Annotated in this window: 20 protein-coding genes and 1 riboswitch; of the genes, 8 read left to right on the top strand and 12 right to left on the bottom strand. The window is 75.5% G+C overall.

Features of this window, described 5'->3' with window-relative positions; all coding sequences use genetic code 11:
- Positions 1–179: 179 nt before the first annotated feature.
- Both TK50_RS09770 and TK50_RS09765 read left to right on the top strand, forming a co-directional pair.
- Positions 180–530, top strand: a complete 351-nt coding sequence (locus tag TK50_RS09770; RefSeq protein WP_144420201.1) for a hypothetical protein — start codon at positions 180–182, stop codon at positions 528–530.
- Positions 527–883, top strand: coding sequence for a hypothetical protein (locus TK50_RS09765; RefSeq protein WP_043962451.1), 357 nt, complete (start codon positions 527–529; stop codon positions 881–883). The genes TK50_RS09770 and TK50_RS09765 overlap by 4 nt, the downstream gene beginning before the upstream one ends.
- A gap of 29 nt (positions 884–912) precedes the next feature.
- On the opposite strand, the gene TK50_RS09760 is transcribed toward TK50_RS09765, so the two are convergent.
- The 4 genes from TK50_RS09760 to TK50_RS09750 all read right to left on the bottom strand — a co-directional run bounded on the left by TK50_RS09760 (position 913) and on the right by TK50_RS09750 (position 4,373).
- Positions 913–2,112 (bottom strand): helix-turn-helix domain-containing protein, encoded by a 1,200-nt coding sequence (locus TK50_RS09760; protein WP_241773965.1) that lies wholly within the window; start codon positions 2,110–2,112, stop codon positions 913–915.
- On the bottom strand, positions 2,102–2,272 hold the full coding sequence (locus TK50_RS34800; protein WP_241773964.1) for a hypothetical protein: 171 nt from the start codon (positions 2,270–2,272) through the stop codon (positions 2,102–2,104). The genes TK50_RS09760 and TK50_RS34800 overlap by 11 nt, the downstream gene beginning before the upstream one ends.
- A 163-nt stretch (positions 2,273–2,435) precedes the next feature.
- A complete protein-coding gene (locus tag TK50_RS09755; RefSeq protein ID WP_043962450.1) occupies positions 2,436–3,635 on the bottom strand; it encodes a helix-turn-helix domain-containing protein in 1,200 nt (399 codons plus the stop codon).
- A gap of 207 nt (positions 3,636–3,842) precedes the next feature.
- Complete coding sequence (locus TK50_RS09750; RefSeq protein ID WP_043962449.1) at positions 3,843–4,373, bottom strand: RBBP9/YdeN family alpha/beta hydrolase; 531 nt, start codon at positions 4,371–4,373, stop codon at positions 3,843–3,845.
- A 120-nt stretch (positions 4,374–4,493) separates the two neighbouring features.
- Here TK50_RS09750 and TK50_RS09745 point away from each other — a divergent pair, with 120 nt between their 5' ends.
- From TK50_RS09745 to TK50_RS09730, 4 genes are all read left to right on the top strand, one after another.
- The gene (locus TK50_RS09745) at positions 4,494–5,276 is read left to right on the top strand and encodes an SAM hydrolase/SAM-dependent halogenase family protein (RefSeq protein WP_043962448.1); all 783 of its coding nucleotides are present in this window, start codon (positions 4,494–4,496) and stop codon (positions 5,274–5,276) included.
- Positions 5,277–5,365: 89 nt separating this feature from the next.
- On the top strand, positions 5,366–5,608 hold the full coding sequence (locus tag TK50_RS09740) for a CPCC family cysteine-rich protein (protein ID WP_091277528.1): 243 nt from the start codon (positions 5,366–5,368) through the stop codon (positions 5,606–5,608).
- Positions 5,609–5,671: 63 nt separating this feature from the next.
- Positions 5,672–6,568 (top strand): zinc finger domain-containing protein, encoded by an 897-nt coding sequence (locus TK50_RS09735; RefSeq protein ID WP_043962447.1) that lies wholly within the window; start codon positions 5,672–5,674, stop codon positions 6,566–6,568.
- A gap of 179 nt (positions 6,569–6,747) precedes the next feature.
- The gene (locus TK50_RS09730; RefSeq protein ID WP_043964187.1) at positions 6,748–10,443 is read left to right on the top strand and encodes a multicopper oxidase domain-containing protein; all 3,696 of its coding nucleotides are present in this window, start codon (positions 6,748–6,750) and stop codon (positions 10,441–10,443) included.
- A gap of 7 nt (positions 10,444–10,450) precedes the next feature.
- Here the strand turns inward: TK50_RS09730 and pspM are convergent, their stop codons facing one another.
- From pspM to TK50_RS09695, 7 genes are all read right to left on the bottom strand, one after another.
- Entirely contained in the window at positions 10,451–11,284 is an 834-nt protein-coding gene (gene pspM, locus TK50_RS09725) for a phage shock envelope stress response protein PspM (protein WP_043962446.1), read from the bottom strand.
- 70 nt (positions 11,285–11,354) lie between these two features.
- Positions 11,355–12,236 (bottom strand): PspA/IM30 family protein, encoded by an 882-nt coding sequence (locus TK50_RS09720; protein ID WP_043962445.1) that lies wholly within the window; start codon positions 12,234–12,236, stop codon positions 11,355–11,357.
- A gap of 208 nt (positions 12,237–12,444) precedes the next feature.
- Positions 12,445–12,903, bottom strand: a complete 459-nt coding sequence (locus tag TK50_RS09715; protein WP_043962444.1) for a helix-turn-helix domain-containing protein — start codon at positions 12,901–12,903, stop codon at positions 12,445–12,447.
- Between the two features lie 156 nt (positions 12,904–13,059).
- A complete protein-coding gene (locus TK50_RS09710) occupies positions 13,060–13,635 on the bottom strand; it encodes a CinA family protein (RefSeq protein ID WP_043962443.1) in 576 nt (191 codons plus the stop codon).
- A 50-nt stretch (positions 13,636–13,685) separates the two neighbouring features.
- Complete coding sequence (gene pgsA / locus TK50_RS09705; RefSeq protein ID WP_043962442.1) at positions 13,686–14,288, bottom strand: CDP-diacylglycerol--glycerol-3-phosphate 3-phosphatidyltransferase; 603 nt, start codon at positions 14,286–14,288, stop codon at positions 13,686–13,688.
- Positions 14,289–14,365: 77 nt separating this feature from the next.
- On the bottom strand, positions 14,366–15,865 hold the full coding sequence (gene rimO / locus TK50_RS09700) for a 30S ribosomal protein S12 methylthiotransferase RimO (protein ID WP_043962441.1): 1,500 nt from the start codon (positions 15,863–15,865) through the stop codon (positions 14,366–14,368).
- 85 nt (positions 15,866–15,950) lie between these two features.
- Positions 15,951–16,874 (bottom strand): ornithine cyclodeaminase family protein, encoded by a 924-nt coding sequence (locus TK50_RS09695; protein ID WP_043962440.1) that lies wholly within the window; start codon positions 16,872–16,874, stop codon positions 15,951–15,953.
- A gap of 90 nt (positions 16,875–16,964) precedes the next feature.
- Positions 16,965–17,029: riboswitch (guanidine-III (ykkC-III) riboswitch) on the top strand.
- A gap of 66 nt (positions 17,030–17,095) precedes the next feature.
- Here TK50_RS09695 and TK50_RS09690 point away from each other — a divergent pair.
- Both TK50_RS09690 and TK50_RS09685 read left to right on the top strand, forming a co-directional pair.
- Entirely contained in the window at positions 17,096–17,410 is a 315-nt protein-coding gene (locus TK50_RS09690) for a DMT family transporter (protein WP_043962439.1), read from the top strand.
- An 89-nt stretch (positions 17,411–17,499) separates the two neighbouring features.
- The gene (locus TK50_RS09685) at positions 17,500–17,745 is read left to right on the top strand and encodes a hypothetical protein (RefSeq protein ID WP_043962438.1); all 246 of its coding nucleotides are present in this window, start codon (positions 17,500–17,502) and stop codon (positions 17,743–17,745) included.
- A 521-nt stretch (positions 17,746–18,266) separates the two neighbouring features.
- On the opposite strand, the gene TK50_RS09680 is transcribed toward TK50_RS09685, so the two are convergent.
- Positions 18,267–20,735 carry an FtsK/SpoIIIE family DNA translocase gene (locus TK50_RS09680; protein WP_043962437.1) on the bottom strand — a complete coding sequence of 823 codons (2,469 nt, stop codon included), beginning with the start codon at positions 20,733–20,735 and terminating at the stop codon, positions 18,267–18,269.
- Positions 20,736–20,819 lie beyond the last annotated feature (84 nt).

Here is a 20,819-nt window from a genome sequence, read left to right as displayed (position 1 = left end):
TGCCCGCAATGGTCGCCGATCCGCGCGGCCCGATCGACCCATTTTGGACCGGTGTCGACCGGTGGGAGATGCACGGGCGGGTGCCCCGGCGACCGCGGACGCCCCGCCGACGGGAAGCCGCCGGGAATGAGTACGCGAGCGGATGGGCCAGACCCCGGGGGCGTGGCAGGTTCATGGGCATGGATGATGTGGACCCACCGCGCCGGGGCTCGTTCGGGTCGAGCCTCCTCGTCGCGCTCGGCTGGTACGTCACCGTGTTCGCCGCGGTCTTCGTCGGAAGCGCAGGCGTGCCGACGAACCCGAACCAGGACTGCTCGGTCATCTTCGCCTGCCTGACGCCGCAGGAGGGGTTCGTTCTGGCGGCGATCGTCGGCGCGCCGGTTCTCGCGGCCATGCTGCTCACCACGCTGGCGATCACCGCGCTGCTCGCGCGCCGGGTCCCCTCCCCCGCCCTCGCCGGCACCCTGTCGGTGTCGATCACCGTCGGGCTCGCCGTGGTGGCCGGCGGATTCTGGCAGGCCGCCCGATGAGGCGCGTCGGGCTCGGCGTGCTCTTCTTCGCCTGGCTCTACGGCGTGCCGTTCCTGTTCGTCGTCGGGTTGGTGCGACGGGTGTCCTCGCCCTATGTGCCGACCCATGCGGCGGCGCGGGCGTTCGGCGCGACCACGGAGACCCTCCTGACCACGGCGCTGGTGCTCAACCTGGCGCTTCCGCTGGTCGGGGCGCTGCTCGCTCGGCTCGCCCGCGACGCGTACTGGACGCGCCACTTCGCCTGGTCACCTGCGGGCGTGGTGCTGATCTACCTGGTGGTGGCGATGGCGGGGAGCCTCGCCACGGGGCCGTTGTTCAGCTGGACGCCGCCCGTCGGGCTCGGCGCGGGCTAGGTCGAATCCGCGCACGAGGAAACTCCCGGTCAGGTGACACCGAGGCTGAGCGCTAGCTGGACGAGGGTGGCCGGGGCGTGCGGAGCACGGGTCACCTGGGCGATCACCTGCCGGGCGGCAGGGCGGTGGCGCAGCTCGGCCGGGGCGGTGCGTTCGGCGTCGAGCAGCACCCGGCCGGCTCCGCGCGGGTCGCCGGTGCGCAGGTACGCCCGCGCGGCATCGAGCAGGTGCGCGGCGCGGTGCTCGGGCGGCAGCCACCGCCAGGCGTTCCGCCTGACCGCCTTCTCGTGCCAGGCGACCGCGTCGCGGGCCGCGCCCAACTCGACGGCTGCGGCGGCGCGGGCCACGTCGACCGCCGTGGGGCCGAACGCCGTCGCATGACGGTCGTGGCCGTCGCCCACCCGCGCCGCCAGGTCGCCGGCCTCGTCGAGCAGGTCGGCCGTCGCCCGGTGGTCACCGTCGCGGGCCGCCGCGAGGGCGGCCTGCACGAGCAGCGCCCCGCACAACGACAGCTCCGCCGGGACGCCGTCGTCGGGGTCGGGCGGGGCGATCCGGTACGCGGCGGCCAGGCTCACCGACCTCGCCGCCCGCGCCCGCCCCGACGCCCGCAGCGCCTGGCCGAGCTGCACGCAGGCGGCGGCCACCAGCACCGGATCGCCGGCTGAGGCGGCCACCGCCCGGTCGGCGGCCAGCCAGCCCAACTCGCCCTCGCCGAGCTTCACCAGCAGCGACGCGGTCACCCGGTACGCCTCCACCAGCGCCGCCCGCCCCGAGTCCGGGGCGTCGGCGTGCGCACGCTGCGCCGTTGCCAGCAGACCCGGCACCACCGCGACCACCTGCGGATACCGGGCATGCTGGAACGTGACCCACGCGTGCGCGACGTCCCGGGCCAACCGGTCCGCCGGCAACACGACGCTGCGGGCCGCCGGCGTGCCAAGAGCGATGTCGTACGTCGACAGGGCCGCCCGGATCCGCTCGACGCCCTCGACGCGTTCGGTCACCTCGGCCGGCTGCACGTCACGGCCCAGCAGCACCGAAGCGTCGATGCGCAGGACGACGGCGATGTCCCGGAAGGTGGACACCCTGTCCAGTGCGCGGACGCCCCGTTCGACCTTGTCCACCCAGCTCTTCGACCTGCCCAACCGGTCGGCCAGCATCTGCTGCGTCATCCCACGCCGGACCCGCCACTGCGCCACCCGGCGACCCGCCGGCAGCTCGTCACCGGCCACGACGCCACCGCCGATCCGGCACCGCCCGGGTCGTCTCCTCCACCGGTATCCGCTCCGCCTCGGCCTGCGCGAGGATGCGCTGCCGGGCCGCCTCCCGCTCCGCCTCCTCCATCCGCTCGCCGCTGCTGGACGTCGACTCATCGCCGCGATCAGATGCCATTGCGCTCACTCCGCCTTGGTCACAGGGGCGCGGCAGCGTGCTCGTGGGAAGCACCGACGCCGCCGCTGTTGATCAGACTGCGGAAACGCACACCGTCGACCGCGCTCCGCAAGGAGAAACATACGGAGCGCTACGAGGTGGAACGGGTAAGGTTCCTACCCGCTTAGGAGGCTAGCCCGACCTTCAGCGCGAGATCGCGTGCCCCGTTTCGTGCGGACCTGGGGCCGTCGAGCAGGTCGAGGGTGATCTGGCGGGCGTAGCCGTTGAAGCGGATCGTCTCCGGTGCCGCGTCGTACGCCTGGCGGAGAGCCTCCACGGCGGACCCGGTGTCGTTCCTGGCGAGATGTGCGCGAGCCACCTCGATCAGGTGCCGGGCACGGCGTGGCCGCGACGGGACGCCAGCCGGGTCGACGCGGTTGGCCTGCCGCAGCGCCTCACCGGGCTTCTGCAACTCGACGGCGAGGGTCACCGCGTGCGCGGCCATGATGATCCGGGAGAACGACGTTTGCTGCTGGTAGAAGCCCTGCGGCAGCCGCCGGGACACGTCGTCGGCGAGATCCCAGTACCGCCAGGCACGGCCTTCCTCCCCTGCCCTCGCGGCCACGTAGGCGGCCTCGAAGTGCAGCGCGCCCCAGAGGGCGAGCAGGTTCGGGCTCGCGGCGGCCGTTCGCGCCTCCAGCGCCGAGATCAGGTCCAGCACCACCGTCGTGGCGGTGTCCCAGTCGCCCGAGTCCCGGTGGAGTTGGCACAGGAACCAGCCCGCGCGGGCCACCGCCTCCGGATCGCCGGACTCCTGCGCCGCCATCATCGACCGGTCGGCGACGCGCCAGATCAGCTCGGCGGCAGGTTGGTAGGCAAGGTACATCTGGGCCAGCCCGAGGGTTTCAGCCAGCAGCGCGTGCGCCCGACGGCGATCGTCTCCCTCGTACGTCAGCGCGGCGAGCTGCGCGTCCCGGACCAGGTTCGGCAGCACGGTCGCCAACACCGTCCGGTGGTCCGAGGACTCGTGGCGTGCCCGCCAGGCTGCGGCAAGGCGCTCGCTGAGCTGCGCCAACGGTGGCGCGGTCGCGGCGCCGGGCAGCGCGAGGCGGTTGACGGCGTCGCGCACCGAGGCGAGCGCGGAATGCTCCGGCCCGTTGACGACGGCGGACCGGTCGCTCAGCTCCCCGACCAGGGCGGAAACGTCGACCTTGAGTGCGCGGGCGATCCGATCCAGCATGTGCACGCGCGGCGGCAGGATGCGATCGTTCTCCACGGCCTTCACCCACTCGGCGCTGCGGCCCACCAGACCGCCGACCACCGCGCGGGTCTTGCCCGCCCGTTCACGGTAGAGCTTCAACCGCTGCCCGAAGGTCAGCTCCATCCCGACCTCCCAGCGTGACGCGCCACCCACCCAGGGTCGTCTTCCCACGGTACTCATGCACGCGGCGGCCCGTAACCCTTGCATCGGTCTGCTGGGGGCGACGGCGGGCGGCGCGCACCATGATCGTCTGCTGTCATGGGAGAAGAGAGACGGCGTGTCGTCTCACTGAACGACAGACGATCATGGGAGCCCTCCCCGCGCTCCCGGTCAGTCGGTGCTCAGGTGGGCAATCAGGGTCTCCGCCAGGGGCCACGGGCCGTAGCCGTCGGTGGTCGTCAGGTGCCCCGCGTCGCCGAGGTCGACCAGCTCGGCCTCCCACCGCCGGGCCCAGTGCTCCGCCCGGTCGTACGTCATCACGGGGTCGGTGCGGCTGGCGGCCAGGATCGACGGGAACGGCAGCGGGGCGTCGGGCAGGGCCGGCAGCACCGACGTCCCGTCCGTCCACGGCTCGTCGACGTCGGGTGGGGTGACCAGCAGCGCGCCCCGCACCGGGCCCGGCCCGCAGGACGCCGCCCAGAGCGCCACGGTGAGGCAGCCGGCGCTGTGCGCCACCAGCACCGCCGGCTCGGTGACCCCGTCGAGGGCGGCGGCGAGGGCGGCGACCCGCTCGTCGGCCACGTATCGCCCGGGCGTGGCGTGCCGGACCATCCGGCGCGCGGGATCGCGGCGGGCCAGCCACTCCTGCCAGTGCTCGGGCAGGGGGTCGTTGCGGCCGGGCACCAGCAGCACGCGCGTCATGCCTCGGGAGGCTAGCGTCGAGCCGGCAGCCGCGCCGCCCCGCGCCGGTCCGGCAGGCGAAGCGACCGGCCGGCAAGCAACCGGGCAGGCGAGCACGAGCGAGCACGAAGGAGGACGCCGATGGCGTGGATCTCGTTGACCACCGACTACGGCCTGGCCGACGGTTTCGTGGCCGCCTGCCACGGGGTGATCGCCCGGCTCGCCCCGGCCGTCCGGGTGATCGACGTGACCCACCTCGTCCCGCCAGCGGACGTGCGGCGGGGCGCGGCCGTGCTCGCCCAGACGGTGCCGTACCTGCCGGAGGGGGTGCACGTCGCGGTGGTGGACCCGGGGGTGGGCACGGCCCGGCGCGGGGTGGCCCTGGCCACGCCGGGCGGGACGCTGGTCGGGCCGGACAACGGGCTGCTGCCCGACGCGGCCGAGGCGCTGGGCGGGGTGACGGCCGCCGTGGAGCTGACCAATCCCGCGTGGCTGGCACCCGAGGTGTCGCGCACCTTCCACGGCCGGGACGTCTTCGCCCCGGTGGCCGCCCGGCTGGCGTCGGGCGCGCCGCTGGCCGACGCCGGGCCGGCGGTCGACCCGGCGGGCCTGGTCCGGCTGCCCGAGCCGGTGGTGCGGGACGAGCCGGGCGGGTTCGCCGCCGAGGTGCTGACCGTGGACCACTTCGGCAACGTGCAGCTCGCCGCGCCGGGCAGGCGGCTCGCCCCGCTGCCGGCCCGGCTGCGGGTGGCCGGTCGGGCGGCGGCGCACGGGCGTACGTTCGGCGACGCCCCGTCCGGCGCGCTGGTCGCGTACGTCGACTCGGCCGGCCTGGTCGCCGCCGCCGTCAACGGCGGCCGGGCCGCCGACGTGCTGGGCGTCGCACCGGGTGACCTGGTGACCATCACCGCCGAAGAGGGCTGACCGTCACCGCCGAAGAGGATGTGGCCGGAACGTGAAATCGGCCCACCGTCGGAGTGATGCCGGATCGTCGGTTGTGGAATGCTCTCCCGGTGGGTGTTCAGTGGGTTCCTTCGGCATGTCCCTGTTGCGCCTCGCTGACCGGGGGCGGCACGTGCCCGGTCTGCTTCTGGACCGACGACGGTCAGAGCGACGCCGACGCGGACGTGGTCCGGGGCGGCCCCAACGGCGACCTGAGCCTGACCCTCGCCCGGCTCAACTTCGCCGTCTACGGCGCCAGCCACCCCCGCTACCAGGACATGGTGCGCCCGGCCCGCCCGGAGGAGCGCCCCTGACCCTCGGGGTGCCCACACCGCCCCGGCCAGGGTGAACACCGTCTTGGCGGGGACAATGGCGGCATGCCCGAAGGCGACACCGTCTGGAACACCGCCCGCGTGCTGGGGCGGGCGCTCGGCGGTGCCCGGCTGACGGCCTCCGACTTCCGGGTGCCCCGGCTGGCCGGCACCGACCTGGCCGGCTGGACGGTGCGCGAGTCGGCGAGCCGGGGCAAGCACCTGCTGCTGCGGCTCGCCGCGCCCGCGCCGGCCGGCCCGGGTGCCGGCCCCACCGGGCGGTCGACGACGCGCGGGCCGGGCGGGGTCGCCGGCTGGACGCTGCACTCGCACCTGCGGATGGACGGGGCGTGGCGGGCGTACGCGCCGGGGGAACGCTGGACGGGCCGGCCCGCGCACCTGATCCGGGCGGTGTTGCGCGCCCCCGACGCGGTCGCCGTGGGCTACCACCTGCACGAGCTGGCGCTGGTGCCGACCGCCGAGGAGGACGCCCTCGTCGGTCACCTCGGGCCGGACCTGCTCGGCGCGGACTGGGACCCGGCCGAGGCGGTCCGCCGGCTCGCCGCCGCACCCGAGGCGACGATCGGCGAGGCGTTGCTCGACCAGCGCAACCTGGCCGGGGTGGGCAACCTCTACAAGTGCGAGGTGCTGTTCCTGCGCGGGCTGTCGCCGTGGACGCCGGTCGGCGCGGTGCCCGACCTGGCCGGCACGGTGGCGCTCGCCCAGCGGCTGCTGGCGGCCAACCGGGGACGGTGGACGCAGAGCACCACCGGGTCGCTGCGCCGGGGCGAGACGAGCTACGTGTACGGCCGGCGCGCCCAGCCGTGCCGCCGCTGCGGCACCGCGATCCGCAAGGAGGAGCTGGGCGAGCGGGTCACCTACTGGTGCCCGGCCTGCCAGCCGGAGCCGAGGCTCGGGACAGGGCCCGGGGCGGGACCCGAGCCGCCCGCGTCCGCACCCTGACCTGCGGCGACACGCCGTCCCAGCGTCCGGGACGTCCGCAGATAGGGACGATTGGGTAGTTCCGCACCGGCCCTCCGACGTCGCATGCTGCGGTTGAGTGCTCACCGACCGTCAACGGGCGGGTGCGGCCGCCCCGAGGGGGTGGCGGTCGCCACGCCACGATCGATCCGGGGAGAGCCATCGTGCTGTTCCGCAGACTGCGCTCCAACTTCGTCGACCGGCCCGCGCGTACCGGCGCGGAGCCGGGGCCGACCGTGCCGGCGGCCCGGACCGCCGAGGCGACCGAGCCCGACGTGGCCAAAGCCGAGGAGGTAGCCCCGGCCAGCCTCGACCCGGCGGCCGTCCCGCGCTGCTTCGGCCCGGTGCCCAACTTCGCCGCCAGCCCGCTGCCGGTGCCGGTCCCCGCGCCCGACGAACGCGGCGGGGTCGCCCCCGGCACGGGCCTGCGCAAGTTCGTCGACGCGCTGCCCCGGCCCGGCGAGGGGGGCCGCACCGAGCTGGGCGGGTGGCTGCCGGTCGCCGTGCCGGACACCATCACCTGGCCGGGCTGCGACTACTACGAGATCGGCCTCCAGGAGTACGCGCAGCGCCTGCACCGCGACCTGCCCGCCACCCGGCTGCGCGGCTACCGGCAGCTCAACCTCGGCACCGACGGCACCGGGCACAACACGATCGTCCCGCCCGACCGGCCGTACCTGTGCGGGCCGGTGATCGTGGCCCGGCGCGGCCGGCCGGTGCGGATCAAGTTCATCAACCAGCTGCCCACCGGCCGGGCCGGGGAGCTGTTCCTGCCCGTCGACGCGACGCTGGACGGGGCCGGGCCGGGCCCGCTGGACGGTCCGGCGCCCTACCCGCAGAACCGGGCGGTACCGCACCTGTACGGCGGGCAGACCGGCTGGATCAGCGCCGGCAACCCGTGGCAGTGGGTGACGCCAGCCGGGGAGATCACCCCGTACCCGACGGGGGTGGGGTTGACCCACGTGCCGGACATGCCGCCGCCCGGCCCGGGGGCGACCACGCTCTACTACCCCAACGAGCAGAGCGGCCGGCTCATGTGGCTGCACGACAACACCCTCGGCCTGTCCCGGCTCACCGTCTGCTCCGGGCAGCTCGCCGTCTACCTGCTCACCGACGAGGCCGAGGAGGGCCTCGTCGCCGACGGGGTGCTGCCCGCCGAGCAGCTTCCGCTGGTGGTCACCGACCGCACGTTCGTGCCCGACGACACGCAGCTCGCCGGCCAGGACCCGACGTGGGACCGCGACCGCTGGGGGGCCCGGGGCAGCCTCTGGCACCCGCACGTCTACCAGCCCCGGCAGCACCCGTCCCGCCCGTCGGGGACGAACCCGACCGGCCGCTGGGACTACGGCCCGTGGACCCGCCCCGCGCCCCCGGCCGACGCGCCGCCGGGCCGGCCGGGGTCCGACGACGCGCAGCCGGCGACCGCGCCGGGGACCACGGGCGGGCCCGTGCCGAACCCGCACCACGATCCCGTCGCCGACCCCGACGAGCCGCCGCTGGCCCCGGGCGTGCCGCACCCGTCGGCGGTGCCCGAGGCGTACGGGGACACCCCGCTGGTCAACGGCGTCGCGTACCCGTACCTGACGGTCGCGCCGAAGGCGTACCGGTTGCGGATCCTCAACGCCTGCGCGGACCGCTCCCTCAACCTCCAGCTCTACCGGGCCCGCTCCGACGGGCCGATGTGGGACGCGGACGGCGGGCTGCTCGACGCCGACGCGGGCGAGGTGCCGATGGTGGAGGCCGCCCGCGCGTCCGGCCGCCCGCCGCACTGGCCCGTGGACGGCCGCGACGGCGGGGTGCCCGACCCGGCCGCCGCCGGGCCGGCGATGATCCAGGTCGGCAACGAGTGCGGCCTGCTGCCGGCCCCGGCGGTGCTGCCGAACCGGCCGGTCGGCTACCGGTACGACCGGCAGGACCCGACGGTGCTCAACGTCGACGGGCACACCCTGCTGCTCGCCCCCGGGGAGCGGGCCGACGTCGTCGTCGACTTCTCGGCCGTCCCGCCCGGGTCCACCCTGATCCTCTACAACGACTGCCCGGCCCCGCTGCCCCGCTTCGACCCCCGCAACGACCACCACACGGGCGCCCCGGACCGCACCGCCGTGGGCGGCGTCCCCGGCACCCTGCCCGGGTACGGGCCGAACACCCGCACCCTGCTCCAGTTCCGGGTGGCCGGCGAGCCGGCCGAGCCGTACGACCTCGACCGGCTGGCCGAGCGGCTGCCCGGCGCGTACGCGGCGAGCCAGCGCCCGCCGATCGTGCCGCAGCCGGCGTACGACCGCGCGTTCGGCACCCGGACGGCCCGGGAGACGGTCGGCACGGCGCACGCCATCGCGGTCAGCTTCACCCCGGTCGGCGCCGCCGCGCCGGTGACGCTGCCGCTGACGGTGAAGGCGGTGCAGCACGTCTTCGACCCCGCGTACGGGCGGGTCGCCGGCCGGCTCGGGGTGGCCCACCCGCACGCCGGGCCGCTGGGCCCGGCCACCCTGCCGCTCGGGCCGGTCGACCCGGCCACCGAGACGCTGGTGATCGCCGACCCGACAGTGCAGGTCGGCGCGCCCGCCGACGGCACCCAGCTCTGGCGGATCGTCGGCAACACCCCGCAGACCCACCCCGTGCACGTCGGCGGCTGCGACGTGCAGGTGGTCAACCGGGTCGGCTGGGACGGGGCGATCCGCCCGCCCGAGCCCAACGAGCTGGGCTGGAAGGAGACGGTGCGGGTCAACCCCCGCGAGGACGTGATCGTGGCGCTGCGGCCGGTCGCCCCCGCCCTGCCGTTCAAGATCGGCGACAGCGTACGGCTGCTCGACCCGACCCGCCCGGCCGGCGCCCGGATCGGCTCCACGGCCGTCAGCCCCGTCGACGGGCGGCCGGCGGCGGTGGTCAACCAGTTGGTCAACATGGGGTGGGAGTACCGCTGGCACAGCCAGCTCGCCGGCCACCGCGACCAGGGCATGAGCCGCCCGCTGGTGCTGCGGGTCGCCCCGCTCGCCCCGACCGGGCTGACCGCCACGCCGGTGCCCGGCTCGGCGACCGTGCTGCCGGCGATCGCGCTGACCTGGACCGGCAACGGCGGCCGGCCGCCGGCCAGCAGCCACCTGCTCCAGCGGGCCACCGACGTCGCGTTCACCGAGGGGGTCACCGCGATCACCGTGGCCGCCGCCGCGACCCGGTACACCGACTCCACGGTCACCCCCGGCGTCACCTACCACTACCGGATCCGGGCGGAGAACGAGGTGAGCTGCTCGGCCTGGTCCAACGGCGTGCCGGCGTCGGTACGCCTCGCCGCCCCCACCGGGCTGGCCGCGGTGATCCCGCCGGCCGCCCCGCTGCGGGTGGCGCTGCGCTGGGCGAACCGCTCCTTCGCCACCGGCGTCGACGTGCAGCGGGCCACCAACCCGACGTTCACCAGCGGCCCCGCCACCACGGCCATCGGGGTGCAGGAGCAGCACGTGGACGCCGTCGTGGCCCCGGAGACCACCTACTACTACCGGGTGCGCACCACGTACCTGGGGGTCGCGTCGCCGTGGTCGACGGTCGCCGCCGTCACCAGCCCGCCCCGGCCGGCCCCGCCGACCGGGCTGACCGCCGTCGCGAGCGCCCCCGCGCCGGACACCGCGACGGTGACGCTGACCTGGGCGGCGGACCCGCCGGGCGGCCCGGGGGCCGGGTTCCTGGTGCAGCGGGCGGTCGACCCGGCGTTCGAGCGGGAGGTCGCCGCGTTCACGGTGCACGGACGGACGTTCGTCAACACCGGCCTGGCCCGGGGCGTGACCTACCACTACCGGGTGCGGGCCGGCAACGTCGTCGGCAGCTCCCCGTTCACCCCGGCGGTCGCCGTGACCACGCCCGGGTGAGGCCGGGTCAGTGGGTGGGGGTGCGCAGCGGGTCGCCGACGGTGCGCAGGGGCTCGCCGACGGTGCGCAGCTCGGCCAGCGCCGACGCCACCCCGTGCAGCAGGTCCGTCGCCTCGGCGAGCCGGGACGCGGCGGCCTGCTCGCTGGCGGCCCGGCCGCCGAGGTGACCGGCGTCGGAGCGGGCGTCCTCGGCGAGGTAGCCGGCGGCGGCCACCACCAGCCGCTCGTACGCCGCCACCCCGCTCTCCAGCTGCGCGGACAGCTCGCGGTGGGCCTCGGCGAGGGGGGCGCGGGCGTCGGCGGGGGCGAGCCGCAGGGCCCGCTCGACGCTGGCCACCCGCCCCGCCAGCTCACGCAGCGACCGGTCGGCGGCGGCGGCCTCGGACACCGCCGGCTCGGCCAGGCCGGTCAGCCGGCCGGTCATCCCGCCGAGGGTGAGCGCGGCCCGGTCCAGCCGGGCCCACGGCTCGGCCACGCTGGTGCCGCGCAGGGCCAGCCGGGACCGGGCGCGGCGCACCTCCGCCACCACCCCCTGCCCGGCGGGAAGCCGCTCCACGGCGGCGACGAGCCGGGCCCGGGACCGGGCCGCGGCCTCGGCCGGGTCGAGGGCCGGGGGCGCGGGGCGCGCCGCGAGGGCCCGCAGGTCGATCCACCGCCAGGCGGCCAGGGCCACCGCGCTGCCGGCCGCGCCGGCCCACGCCGCGTCGGGCAGACCCAGCCCGGCGTACGGGGTGAGCACCGCCGCCGCCCCGGTCAGCCCGCCGCCCAGCACGCTCCACCGGCGGGCGGACCGCCGCAGCCTGCGCAGCTGGCGGAAGTATCGTGCTCGCTCGTCTGCCACCCGTGCCTCCTCGTTCCGGCCGCCGGGTCGGCGGTGCCGGGGCCGCCCGGCCGGCGGCCGTCGATGCCGCTCAGCCGGCGGTGCTGGTGTCCCCGGTGCCGCGTTCCTGGCCCATGCTGGCCCGGAGCTGGTCGAGCCGGGCCGCGGCGGCCGGGTCGACGGCCGGGGCGGCGGGCGCGGCCTGCCCCTGCTGCCCCACGGCCGGGCGGTCCTGCCGGCCGGCGAGCTGCTCGCCGGCCATGCTGGCGCGGATCTGCTCCAGCCGGGACGAGCCGGCCGAGTCCAGGGACGCCTTCTGGATCTCCAGCATCCGGCCCTCGACGGAGTTGCCGGCCAGCTCGGCGCGGCCCATCGCGGTGGCGTAGCGCTGCTCGATGCGGTCCCGCACCGCGTCCAGGGACGGGGTGCTGCCGGACGCGGTGAGCGACGACATCGACTCCAGCGACTGGGCCACGCTCTCCTGCATCTTGGCCTGTTCGAGCTGGCTGAGCAGCTTGGTGCGCTCGGCCAGCTTCTGCTGGAGGATCATCGAGTTGTTCTCCACCGCCCGGCGGGCCTGCGCGGCGGCGCCGAGCGCCTGGTCGTGCAGGGTCTTCAGGTCCTCGGTGGCCTGCTCGGCGGAGACGAGCTGGGTGGCGAGGACCTGGGCGGTCTGCTCGTATTTCCCGGCCTCCGCCTCGTCGCCCCGGGCGCGGGCCTGGTCGGCGAGGACCAGGGCCTGCCGGGCGTTGCCCTGGAGCCGCTCGACCTCGGTCATCTGGCGGGACAGCTTCATCTCCAGCTGCCGCTGGTTGCCGATCACCGCCGCCGCCTGCTGCACCAGCGCCTGGTGCTGGCGCTGCGCCTCCTCGATCGCCTGCTGGATCTGCACCTTGGGGTCGGCGTGTTCGTCGATCCGGGCACCGAAGAGCGCCATCAGGTATTTCCAGCCCTTGACGAACGGGTTCGCCATCTCCGCGGTATCCCCTCAGTAGAGTCGCGCCGCCCGGCCGGGCCGGGCGGTCCGGCCGGTGGTCGTGCGGCGGTGACCCCCATCGTCCCAGCCGGGCGCCAGCCCGGCATCCGTACGTCACCGGCGGCACGCCACCGTCTGATCAACAGTACGCGGCGCGGGAAAGCCCGACCACGTCCTCGGGCGACCTGCGGGGAGGCGGGTGGGATCAGGCGGCGCAGACGACGTCGCGGTCGCGTTCGGCGGGGCGCACGCGGGTGCGCAGGGTCGCCTTCAGCGGCGAGTCCTGGTGCACCGCCACGGCCACCGGGCCGCCGGAGGTGACCTGCCGGACGCCCCGGCCGGTCGACTTGCGCACCGAGGCGCGGGCCACGGGGGACTCGACCGGCTCGGCCGGCTCGTCCTGCACCGGCACCAGCACGCCGGGAAGCTGCTCGGCGAGCGCCACCGTGTCGCTGACCTCGCGCAGCAGCTCGGAGAGGCGGGCGCCGAGGGCGTCGCAGATGGCGGCCAGCAGCTCGCTGGAGGGCTCCTTCTGGCCGCGCTCGATCTCGGACAGGTAGCCCAGGCTGACGTTGGCCGCGGAGGAGACCTCGCGCAGGGTGCGGTGCTGCCCCTGCCGGCGCGCCCGCAGTGCGTCACCGATCACCCGGCGTAGCAGGACCATCGCACCTCCCCTGACGGGTCTCACCCTCTTCACCGACGCCGTGCCGGCGCGGCGTGCCGCCCCGGCGTCGACGCCACGCGTCGGAGCCTTCCCGCAACCGTACCCGCTGCGGGCCCCGGTGACATCCCACCCCGCCCGTCCTTCTGGCCGAGGGGCTCAGCGGCGGGCCGCCCCGGCGGGCGCGGCGTCGCCGTCACCGGCCTCCGGCGCGCCCGCCCCGGGGACCGGCCCCGCCGCGTCGATCCGCTCGGCGAGCAGCCGCAACGCCTCGATCACCGCGGCGGTCCGGATGTGGTCGCGGCCCCCGTCGAGGTCGAGCCGGCGGACCTCGGCGCCGGCCGGCCCGGCCACCGCGACGTAGACCAGCCCGACGGGCTTGCCGTCCTGCGGCTGCGGCCCGGCCACGCCGGTGGTGGCGAGCCCCCAGTCCGCGCCGCAGCGCCGCCGGCCGCCCTCGGCCAGGGCGCGGGCCACGTCCGGGTCGACCGGGCCGCGCTCGGCCAGCAGGTCCTCCGGTACGCCCGCCAGCACAGACTTCAGCTCGGTGGCGTAGACGACCAGGCCGCCTCGGTAGACGCCGCTGACCCCGGCGATCTCCACCACCGAGGCGGAGAGCAGGCCGCCGGTGAGCGACTCGACGGTGGCCAGCGTCTCGTGCCGCTCGGCGAGGCGGTGCACCACGCCGGCCGCCGGGCTGCCCACCGGCCGGTGCCCGTTCGCGTCAGTTCCCATGGAAACGTCCCTTTCCCCGCGCCGGCCGGTCTACGCGTCCCCGCGCCGGTCTACGCATCCTCGCGGGCGGGCCGGCGCAGGCGCAGCGCCTGGGCCACGTAGTCGAAGCCGGTGACCACCGTGACGCCGACGGCGGCTGCCATCAGCCAGGGGCCGACGGCGGCGAGCCCGGCCGGCATCGGCCACAGGTACCAGGTGATGGCCAGGATCTGCAGCGCCGTCTTGATCTTGCCACCCCGGCTGGCCGCGATGACGCCGTGCCGGATCACCCAGAACCGCAGCGCCGTGATGCCCAGCTCCCGCACCAGGATGACGCCGGTCACCCACCAGGGCAGCAGGTCGTACCAGGACAGCAGCAGCAGGGCCGCGCCGGTGAGCGCCTTGTCGGCGATCGGGTCGGCCACCTTGCCGACCGAGGTGACCAGGCCGAACCGGCGGGCGATCCAGCCGTCCACCAGGTCGGTGACCGAGGCGACGGCGAAGATCAGGCAGGCCGCGATCCGCCACCCGGCGTGGGTCGCGCCGGAGGCGACCACCGAGGCCGCGAAGACCGGCACCAGCACCAGCCGCAGCAGGGTCAGCCCGTTGGCCGCGTTGAGCACCGGGACCCGGGCGACCACCGGCGGCTGCGCCGGCTCCGCCGCCGGCGTCACCGACGCACCCCGCTCGGGCTGCCGCGGCGAACCTGACACCGCACCACGTGGCTCCCCCGCCTTCTCAGGGCCCGCCGTCACCGTGCCGCGCCGGGCGCAGCCGAGATCATCTCATCCGGGACGGCGACGAGGTCCACCCCTTCGGTGGCGGTCACCGTGGCGCGCACGAGGTCGCCGGGGCGCAGCGCCGCCAGGTCCACCCCGCCGTCGGCCGGGGCGACCAGGGTGGTGGAGCCGTCCACCTCGGGGGCCTGGTGCGCCGCCCGGCCCTCGACCACACCGTCGTCGACCGAGTCGACCAGCACCTCGACCGTGGAGCCGAGCCGCTCCTCGGCCCGCTGCGAGCACAGCTCGTCGGCGAGGGCGCTGAGCCGGTCGTACCGGCGCTTGATCGTCGCGGCGGAGACCTTGCCGGGCAGGCCGGCGGCCTCCGTGCCGTCCTCGTCGCTGTAGTCGAACATGCCGATCGCGTCGAGCCGGGCCGCGCTGAGGAACCGGACCAGCTCGTCGACGTCGCCCCGGGTCTCGCCGGGGAAGCCGACGATGAAGTTGCTCCGCGCGCCGGCCTCCGGGGCCAGGGCACGGGCGGCGGTCAGCAGCTCCAGGAACCGGTCGGTGGAGCCGAAGCGGCGCATCCGGCGCAGCACCGGCTCGCTGGAGTGCTGGAACGACAGGTCGAAGTACGGTGCGACGCCGGGTGTCGTGGCGATCGCCTCGACCAGGCCGGGGCGGGTCTCGGCGGGCTGGAGGTAGCTCGCCCGGACCCGGACGATCCCGTCGACCGCGGCGAGCTGCGGCAGCAGCTTCTCCAGCGCCCGGGGGTCGCCGAGGTCCTTGCCGTACGACGTCGAGTTTTCGCTGACCAGCACCAGCTCCCGCACGCCCGTCTTGGCCAGCCACTCCGCCTCGGCGAGCAGCTCGTCGGGCGTACGCGAGACGAACGCGCCGCGGAAGGCGGGGATGGCGCAGAACGCGCAGCGGCGGTCGCAACCACTGGCCAGCTTGAGCGACGCGACCGGGCCGGTGTCGAGCCGACGCCGCAGCACCTGCCGCAGGTGGGCCGGGGTGTGCTCGTCGGTGGTCACGGCGGCCCGCGGCGTGCCGTGACCGGGCAGCGAGACGGCGTTGTCGCGCCGGGCGACCGGGGTCAGCGGCAGCAGCTCCCGCCGGTCGCGCGGGGTGTGCGCGTCGAGCGCCTCGCCGGCGACGACCGCGTCGAGCCGGGCGGCGATGTCGGGGTAGTCGTCGAAGCTCAGCACCGCCTGCGCCTCGGGCAGGCTGTCGGCCAGCTCCCGGCCGTACCGCTCGGCCATGCAGCCGGCCGCGACCACCTTCGCGCCGGTGTCGGCGGCGGCGAGCAGCGTCTGGATCGAGTCCTGCTTGGCCTTCTCGACGAAGCCGCAGGTGTTGACGACCACCACGTCGGCCCCCTCGCCGTCGGTGGTGACCTGCCAACCGTCGGCGTGCAGCCGGGCGGCCAACTCCTCCGAGTCGACCTCGTTGCGGGCGCAGCCCAGGGTCAGCAGGGCGACGCGGCGGCCGGCGGATTGCGGGGAGGGGGCGGTGGCAGACACCATCCGAGGGTACCGGGCGGGCGGACGGCGGCCCGCAACGGCGGCCACCCGGATCGCCCCCGCACGTCGCCCGCCGTCCGGGGCCGGCTCAGGCCATCGCCGCGCCGAGCCGGACCAGCCGGTCGAGCAGGAAGACCTCCGTGCCGGCCAGGCCGGTCGAGCAGAAGACCGACACCTGGTCCGCGCCGGTCCGGCCTGCGGCGTCGCCGGCCAGCACCGCGCCCAGGTCACCCAACCACCCGGCGTACGCGGGCAGCGTCGCCAGCATCGGCGGGTCGTACGCCGCCGCCTGCGCCGGCGAGTCGGTGACCAGCACATCGGCGGCGTCCAGCAGGTCGGTGCCGAACTCGTGCCGGTCGACCTGCTTGAAGCCGACCGTGTTGACGTGGGTGCCGGGGGCCAGGTCGGCGGCGTCGAGCACGGGGGTGACGGCGGTGGTGGCGAGCACCACGACGTCGCGCTCCCGCACGGCGGCCCGCGCCGAGTCGACCGCCCGCGCCGGCACGTCCAGCTCGGCGCGGATGCGGGCGGCGAACGCCTCCCGCCGGGCGGCCGACCGGCTGTGCACGGTGACCTCGCGCAGCGGGCGCACCGCGGCGGCGGCCCAGACCTGGGTCCACGCCTGCGCGCCCGAGCCGACCACGCCCAGCGTGACGGCGTCCGGCCGGGCCAGGGCGTCCACGGCGACGCCGCCGAGCCCTCCGGTACGCCGGGAGCCCAGCTCGTCCCCGACCGCGACCGCCCGCACCGCCCCGGTGCGCCCGTCGTGCAGCACGACCACCTGCTCACCCTCCGGGTGCCCGAACGTGTCGTACGAGCGGAAGCCGTACCACTCGCCGGTCAGGTGTCCGGCGGTGAGCACCATCCGTCCCCCGCCCAGCGCCGCGGCGGCCCGGGGCGGGGCCACCAGGCGGCCGGCGTGCGCGGCGAGCAGGGCGTCACGCATCGCGGCCACCGTGGTGGGAGCGTCCAGCGCGGCGGCGACGTCGGGGTCGGCGAAGAGCAGCGGCATGACCGAATACTGCAACTTGAAGTCAGATTGAAGTCAATCCGTGGTGGCCGGGCTCACCCCCGGCACCGCCCGGCCGGTGCTAACGTCGTCGCGGCGGCCCCGGGGTCGCCCCGGACGAGTGGTGGGCGTACCCGGTCAGGCCAAGACGCCTCACGTGTCAGTACCCAGCCCCACTCGCCCCGACACCGCAGGTCCGGGCGTCGAAGCAGAGGTGTCGCGCCATGGCCTGGATCGTGCTGGTGATCTCCGGACTTCTCGAGACCGCGTGGGCGGTCGCCCTCGACCGCAGCGCCGGCTTCACCCGGCTCGTGCCGTCGGTCGTGTTCGCGGTCGCGCTGGTGCTCAGCATGGCCGGCCTGGCGTACGCGCTGCGCGAGATCCCCGTCGGCACCGGCTACGCGGTCTGGGTGGGCATCGGCGCGGTCGGCACCGCGCTGGTCGGCATGCTGGCGCTGCACGAGTCGGCGAGCCTGCCCCGCATCGTCTGCCTGCTGCTGGTCGTCGCCGGGGTGGTCGGCCTCAAGGTCTTCCACTGAAGGTCTTCCGCTGACCGGGATGCGTAGTTTCCGGCACCGGTGGGTAGTGATCGATCGACGGTAGAACGAGGCTCACCACGGAGGACGTCATGGCCGACACCCACGCCACCACCCGCCCGCGCACCAACGCCGCCCGGATCTGCACCATCGTCGCGTTCGTCTTCGCCGCCCTCGCGGTCTTCGTGTCGCCGGTGATCTTCGGCCTGCTCGGCGTGATCCTCGGCGTGGTCGGCGCGGTCCTCGGCGACAAGCCGCTCGGCTGGTACGCCGCCGCCGCCAGCGTGGCCGGCGCCGTGCTCGGCATGATCCTCAGCGCGGTGATCCTGAACGCCTGAGCACCCAGCCCACGCCACAGCGCCACAGCGCACCCGCCCGCGACCGAAGGGGCCCGCCGGATTCCCGGCGGGCCCCTCGTCGGCGCGGGCGGCCGGCGGCAGCGGGTGGCCGTGCTCCACCCGCCCCGGATCGTGACACGCAGCAACCGCCCCGCTCGACGCCACCACCTCCTTCGCTCCCTTTGCTCTGCACCCGGATACGCAACAGTTCACGCAGCGCGATCGTCCACTCCTTCCCGCCGCCCGCCGATTTCACAGATCTGCTGGTCAAGGGGGTGATGCGTCCCTGGGTGCAGAGCAAAGGGCGCGCGGCGAGTCCGGCGCGCCGAACTGAACATGACCCTGAGTCAGATCGACAGATCCGTCACCCACAGTGAGCGATCTCGGTCGGCCCGCGTCGGGGCCGGCAACCGGAGAAGCGGGGCTCAGGGCGGTGCCCGGCCACGCCGGTGGAGGACGAGAGCAGGGCGGCGCCGAAGTGCCGGGCCGGGGAGGGCTCGGGAAGGGGTCCGGCGGGCGGGTCAGTCGTCCGCGCCGCCGAGGCCGGCGAGGACCTCCTCCAGCTCGTCCGGCTTGACCAGCACGTCGCGGGCCTTGGAGCCCTCCGACGGGCCGACCACGCCCCGGGTCTCCATGAGGTCCATCAACCGGCCGGCCTTGGCGAAGCCCACCCGCAGCTTGCGCTGGAGCATCGACGTCGAGCCGAACTGCGAGGTGACCACCAGCTCGACCGCCTGCACCAGCAGGTCCAGGTCGTCGCCGATCTCCTCGTCGATCTTCTTCTTGTTGTCCTGCGCCGGGGCCAGCACGTCCGGGCGGAACTCCGGCTCCCGCTGGTCCTTGCAGAACTTCACCACGTCGGCGATCTCGCGCTCGGTGACCCAGGCGCCCTGGATGCGGATCGGCTTCGACGCGCCCATCGGCAGGAAGAGCCCGTCGCCGCGCCCCAGCAGCTTCTCCGCGCCCGGCTGGTCGAGGATGACCCGCGAGTCGGCCAGCGACGAGGTGGCGAACGCCAGCCGGGACGGCACGTTGGCCTTGATCAGGCCGGTGACCACGTCCACGCTCGGCCGCTGGGTGGCCAGCACCAGGTGGATGCCGGCCGCCCGGGCGAGCTGCGTGATCCGCACGACCGAGTCCTCCACGTCGCGCGGCGCGACCATCATCAGGTCCGCCAGCTCATCCACGATCACCAGCAGGTACGGGTACGGCCGCATCTCCCGCTCGCTGCCCGGCGGGGCCTTGATCTCCCCCGTGCGCACCTTGCGGTTGAAGTCGTCGATGTGCCGGACCCCGTTCGCGGCGAGGTCGTCGTAGCGCATGTCCATCTCGCGGACGACCCACTCCAGCGAGTCGGCCGCCTTCTTCGCGTTGGTCACGATCGGGGTGACCAGGTGCGGGATGCCCTCGTAGCCGGTCATCTCGACGCGCTTCGGGTCGATCAGCAGCAGCCGCACCTCGTCCGGGGTGGCCCGGGTGAGAATGGACACCAGCAGTGAGTTGAGGCAGCTCGACTTGCCGGCGCCGGTGGCCCCGGCGATCAGGATGTGCGGCATCTTCGCGAGGTTGGCCACCACGAAGCCGCCCTCGATGTCCTTGCCGAGCGCCACCACCATCGGGTGGTGGTCGCTGGTGGCGGCGCGGGAGCGCAGCACGTCGCCGAGCGCCACGTTCTCCGGGTCGGTGTTCGGGATCTCCACGCCGACCGCGCTCTTGCCCGGGATCGGGCTGAGGATGCGTACGTCCGGAGACTTCACCGCGTACGCGATGTTGCGGGAGAGCTGGGTGATCCGCTCGACCTTCACGCCCGGGCCCAGCTCCACCTCGTACCGGGTGACCGTCGGCCCCCGGGTGAAGCCGGTGACCTCGGCGTCGACGCCGAACTGGTCGAACACGCCGGTGAGGGCGGCGATGACCTCGTCGTTGGCCTTGCTGCGGGTCTTCGGGGCGGCCCCGCCGCTGAGCAGGTTGGCCGGGGGCAGCGTGTAGTCGCCGGCCAGGCCGGTGAGCGCGAGCTGCTCCGCCCGGGTGGGCGGCGGCGAGTGCTCCGGCGGCTCGACCGGCTTGCGGGTGGCGGGCACCTTCGCCGGGGGCTTGCGGGGCAGCACCACGGTCTCCTGGAGGTCGGCGCCCTCGTACGCCTCCTCGTCGAAGTCGTCCGGGTCCGGCAGCGGCGGCGCGGCGCGCTTGGCCGGGCGGCGGCGGGCCGGCTTCTTCTCGACGGGCTCCGCCTCGGCCTCCTCGGCGGCCGGCGGCGGGCCGACCACCGCGCCGGCGAGCAGCCCGAGCCGCTCCGGAATCTTGTTGATCGGCGTCGCGGTGACCACCAGCAGGCCGAAGACCAGCAGCAGGAGCAGCAGCGGCACGGCCACCCAGGCGGTCACCGCGGTCTCCAGCACGTTGCCGACGCCCGCGCCGATCAGGCCGCCCGCGTAGTCACGCTGGACCGGGTCCACCGGGTTCTGTCCGATGTGCAGCATCGCGGCGGTGGCGACCAGCATGGACCCCCAGCCGACCAGGCCCCGCCCCCGGTGCTCCGGGTCGGACGGCGTGCGCATCAGCCGCCACGCCCCGATCGACAGCAGCACCGGGACGACGATCGAGATCGCGCCGAGGAAGAGCCGCACGGTGTCGGCGAGCCGGGCACCCACCGGGCCGGCACCGGAGAACCAGAGGGCCACCGCGCTGAGCAGGGAGAGCCCGAGCAGCAGCAGGCCCGCGCCGTCGCGGCGGTGCTCCGGGTCGAGGTCGCGGGCCGAGGCGGCCTGCCGGCCGGCGGCCCGCACCGCCCAGCCGACGCCGTGCGCGAGCCCCATCCACACCGCACCGATCGCCCGGCCTACGTGGACGGCCGGCCCCGGCCGGGGGGCGGTGCGCCGCCGGGGCGCCGCCTTGGTGGTCTTCTTCGCCGGCTGACGGGCACGACTGTTCGTGGTGCCGCGCGGCGACGCGCCGCGTCGCCGGCTCGCCTGAGAGGTACGGCCCGCCATAGAGTCACCGTAACGGCGGGACCCGGCGGATCGCCGCTTTTCCGGGTCGTGTCCGCGCGTCGCAGCACGGGCGACGCCGCCTGT

The organism is Micromonospora haikouensis (assembly GCF_000876225.1).
Lineage (GTDB): Bacteria > Actinomycetota > Actinomycetes > Mycobacteriales > Micromonosporaceae > Micromonospora > Micromonospora haikouensis.
Note: the sequence above shows the minus strand (reverse complement) of the source record. Positions and strands in the feature narration are given on the sequence as shown.

Bases quoted from the DNA above. Each gene is read 5' to 3' on its own strand.
- TK50_RS09770 (WP_144420201.1), top strand. From the start codon at position 180: ATGGATGATGTGGACCCACCGCGCCGGGGCTCGTTCGGGTCGAGCCTC.
- TK50_RS09765 (WP_043962451.1), top strand. From the start codon at position 527: ATGAGGCGCGTCGGGCTCGGCGTGCTCTTCTTCGCCTGGCTCTACGGC.
- TK50_RS09715 (WP_043962444.1), bottom strand. From the start codon at position 12,903: ATGGTCCTGCTACGCCGGGTGATCGGTGACGCACTGCGGGCGCGCCGG.
- TK50_RS09695 (WP_043962440.1), bottom strand. From the start codon at position 16,874: ATGCCGCTGCTCTTCGCCGACCCCGACGTCGCCGCCGCGCTGGACGCT.
- TK50_RS09710 (WP_043962443.1), bottom strand. From the start codon at position 13,635: ATGGGAACTGACGCGAACGGGCACCGGCCGGTGGGCAGCCCGGCGGCC.
- TK50_RS09685 (WP_043962438.1), top strand. From the start codon at position 17,500: ATGGCCGACACCCACGCCACCACCCGCCCGCGCACCAACGCCGCCCGG.
- TK50_RS09745 (WP_043962448.1), top strand. From the start codon at position 4,494: ATGGCGTGGATCTCGTTGACCACCGACTACGGCCTGGCCGACGGTTTC.
- TK50_RS09750 (WP_043962449.1), bottom strand. From the start codon at position 4,373: ATGACGCGCGTGCTGCTGGTGCCCGGCCGCAACGACCCCCTGCCCGAG.
- rimO (WP_043962441.1), bottom strand. From the start codon at position 15,865: ATGGTGTCTGCCACCGCCCCCTCCCCGCAATCCGCCGGCCGCCGCGTC.
- TK50_RS09690 (WP_043962439.1), top strand. From the start codon at position 17,096: ATGGCCTGGATCGTGCTGGTGATCTCCGGACTTCTCGAGACCGCGTGG.
- TK50_RS09720 (WP_043962445.1), bottom strand. From the start codon at position 12,236: ATGGCGAACCCGTTCGTCAAGGGCTGGAAATACCTGATGGCGCTCTTC.
- TK50_RS34800 (WP_241773964.1), bottom strand. From the start codon at position 2,272: ATGGCATCTGATCGCGGCGATGAGTCGACGTCCAGCAGCGGCGAGCGG.
- TK50_RS09755 (WP_043962450.1), bottom strand. From the start codon at position 3,635: ATGGAGCTGACCTTCGGGCAGCGGTTGAAGCTCTACCGTGAACGGGCG.
- TK50_RS09735 (WP_043962447.1), top strand. From the start codon at position 5,672: ATGCCCGAAGGCGACACCGTCTGGAACACCGCCCGCGTGCTGGGGCGG.
- TK50_RS09680 (WP_043962437.1), bottom strand. From the start codon at position 20,735: ATGGCGGGCCGTACCTCTCAGGCGAGCCGGCGACGCGGCGCGTCGCCG.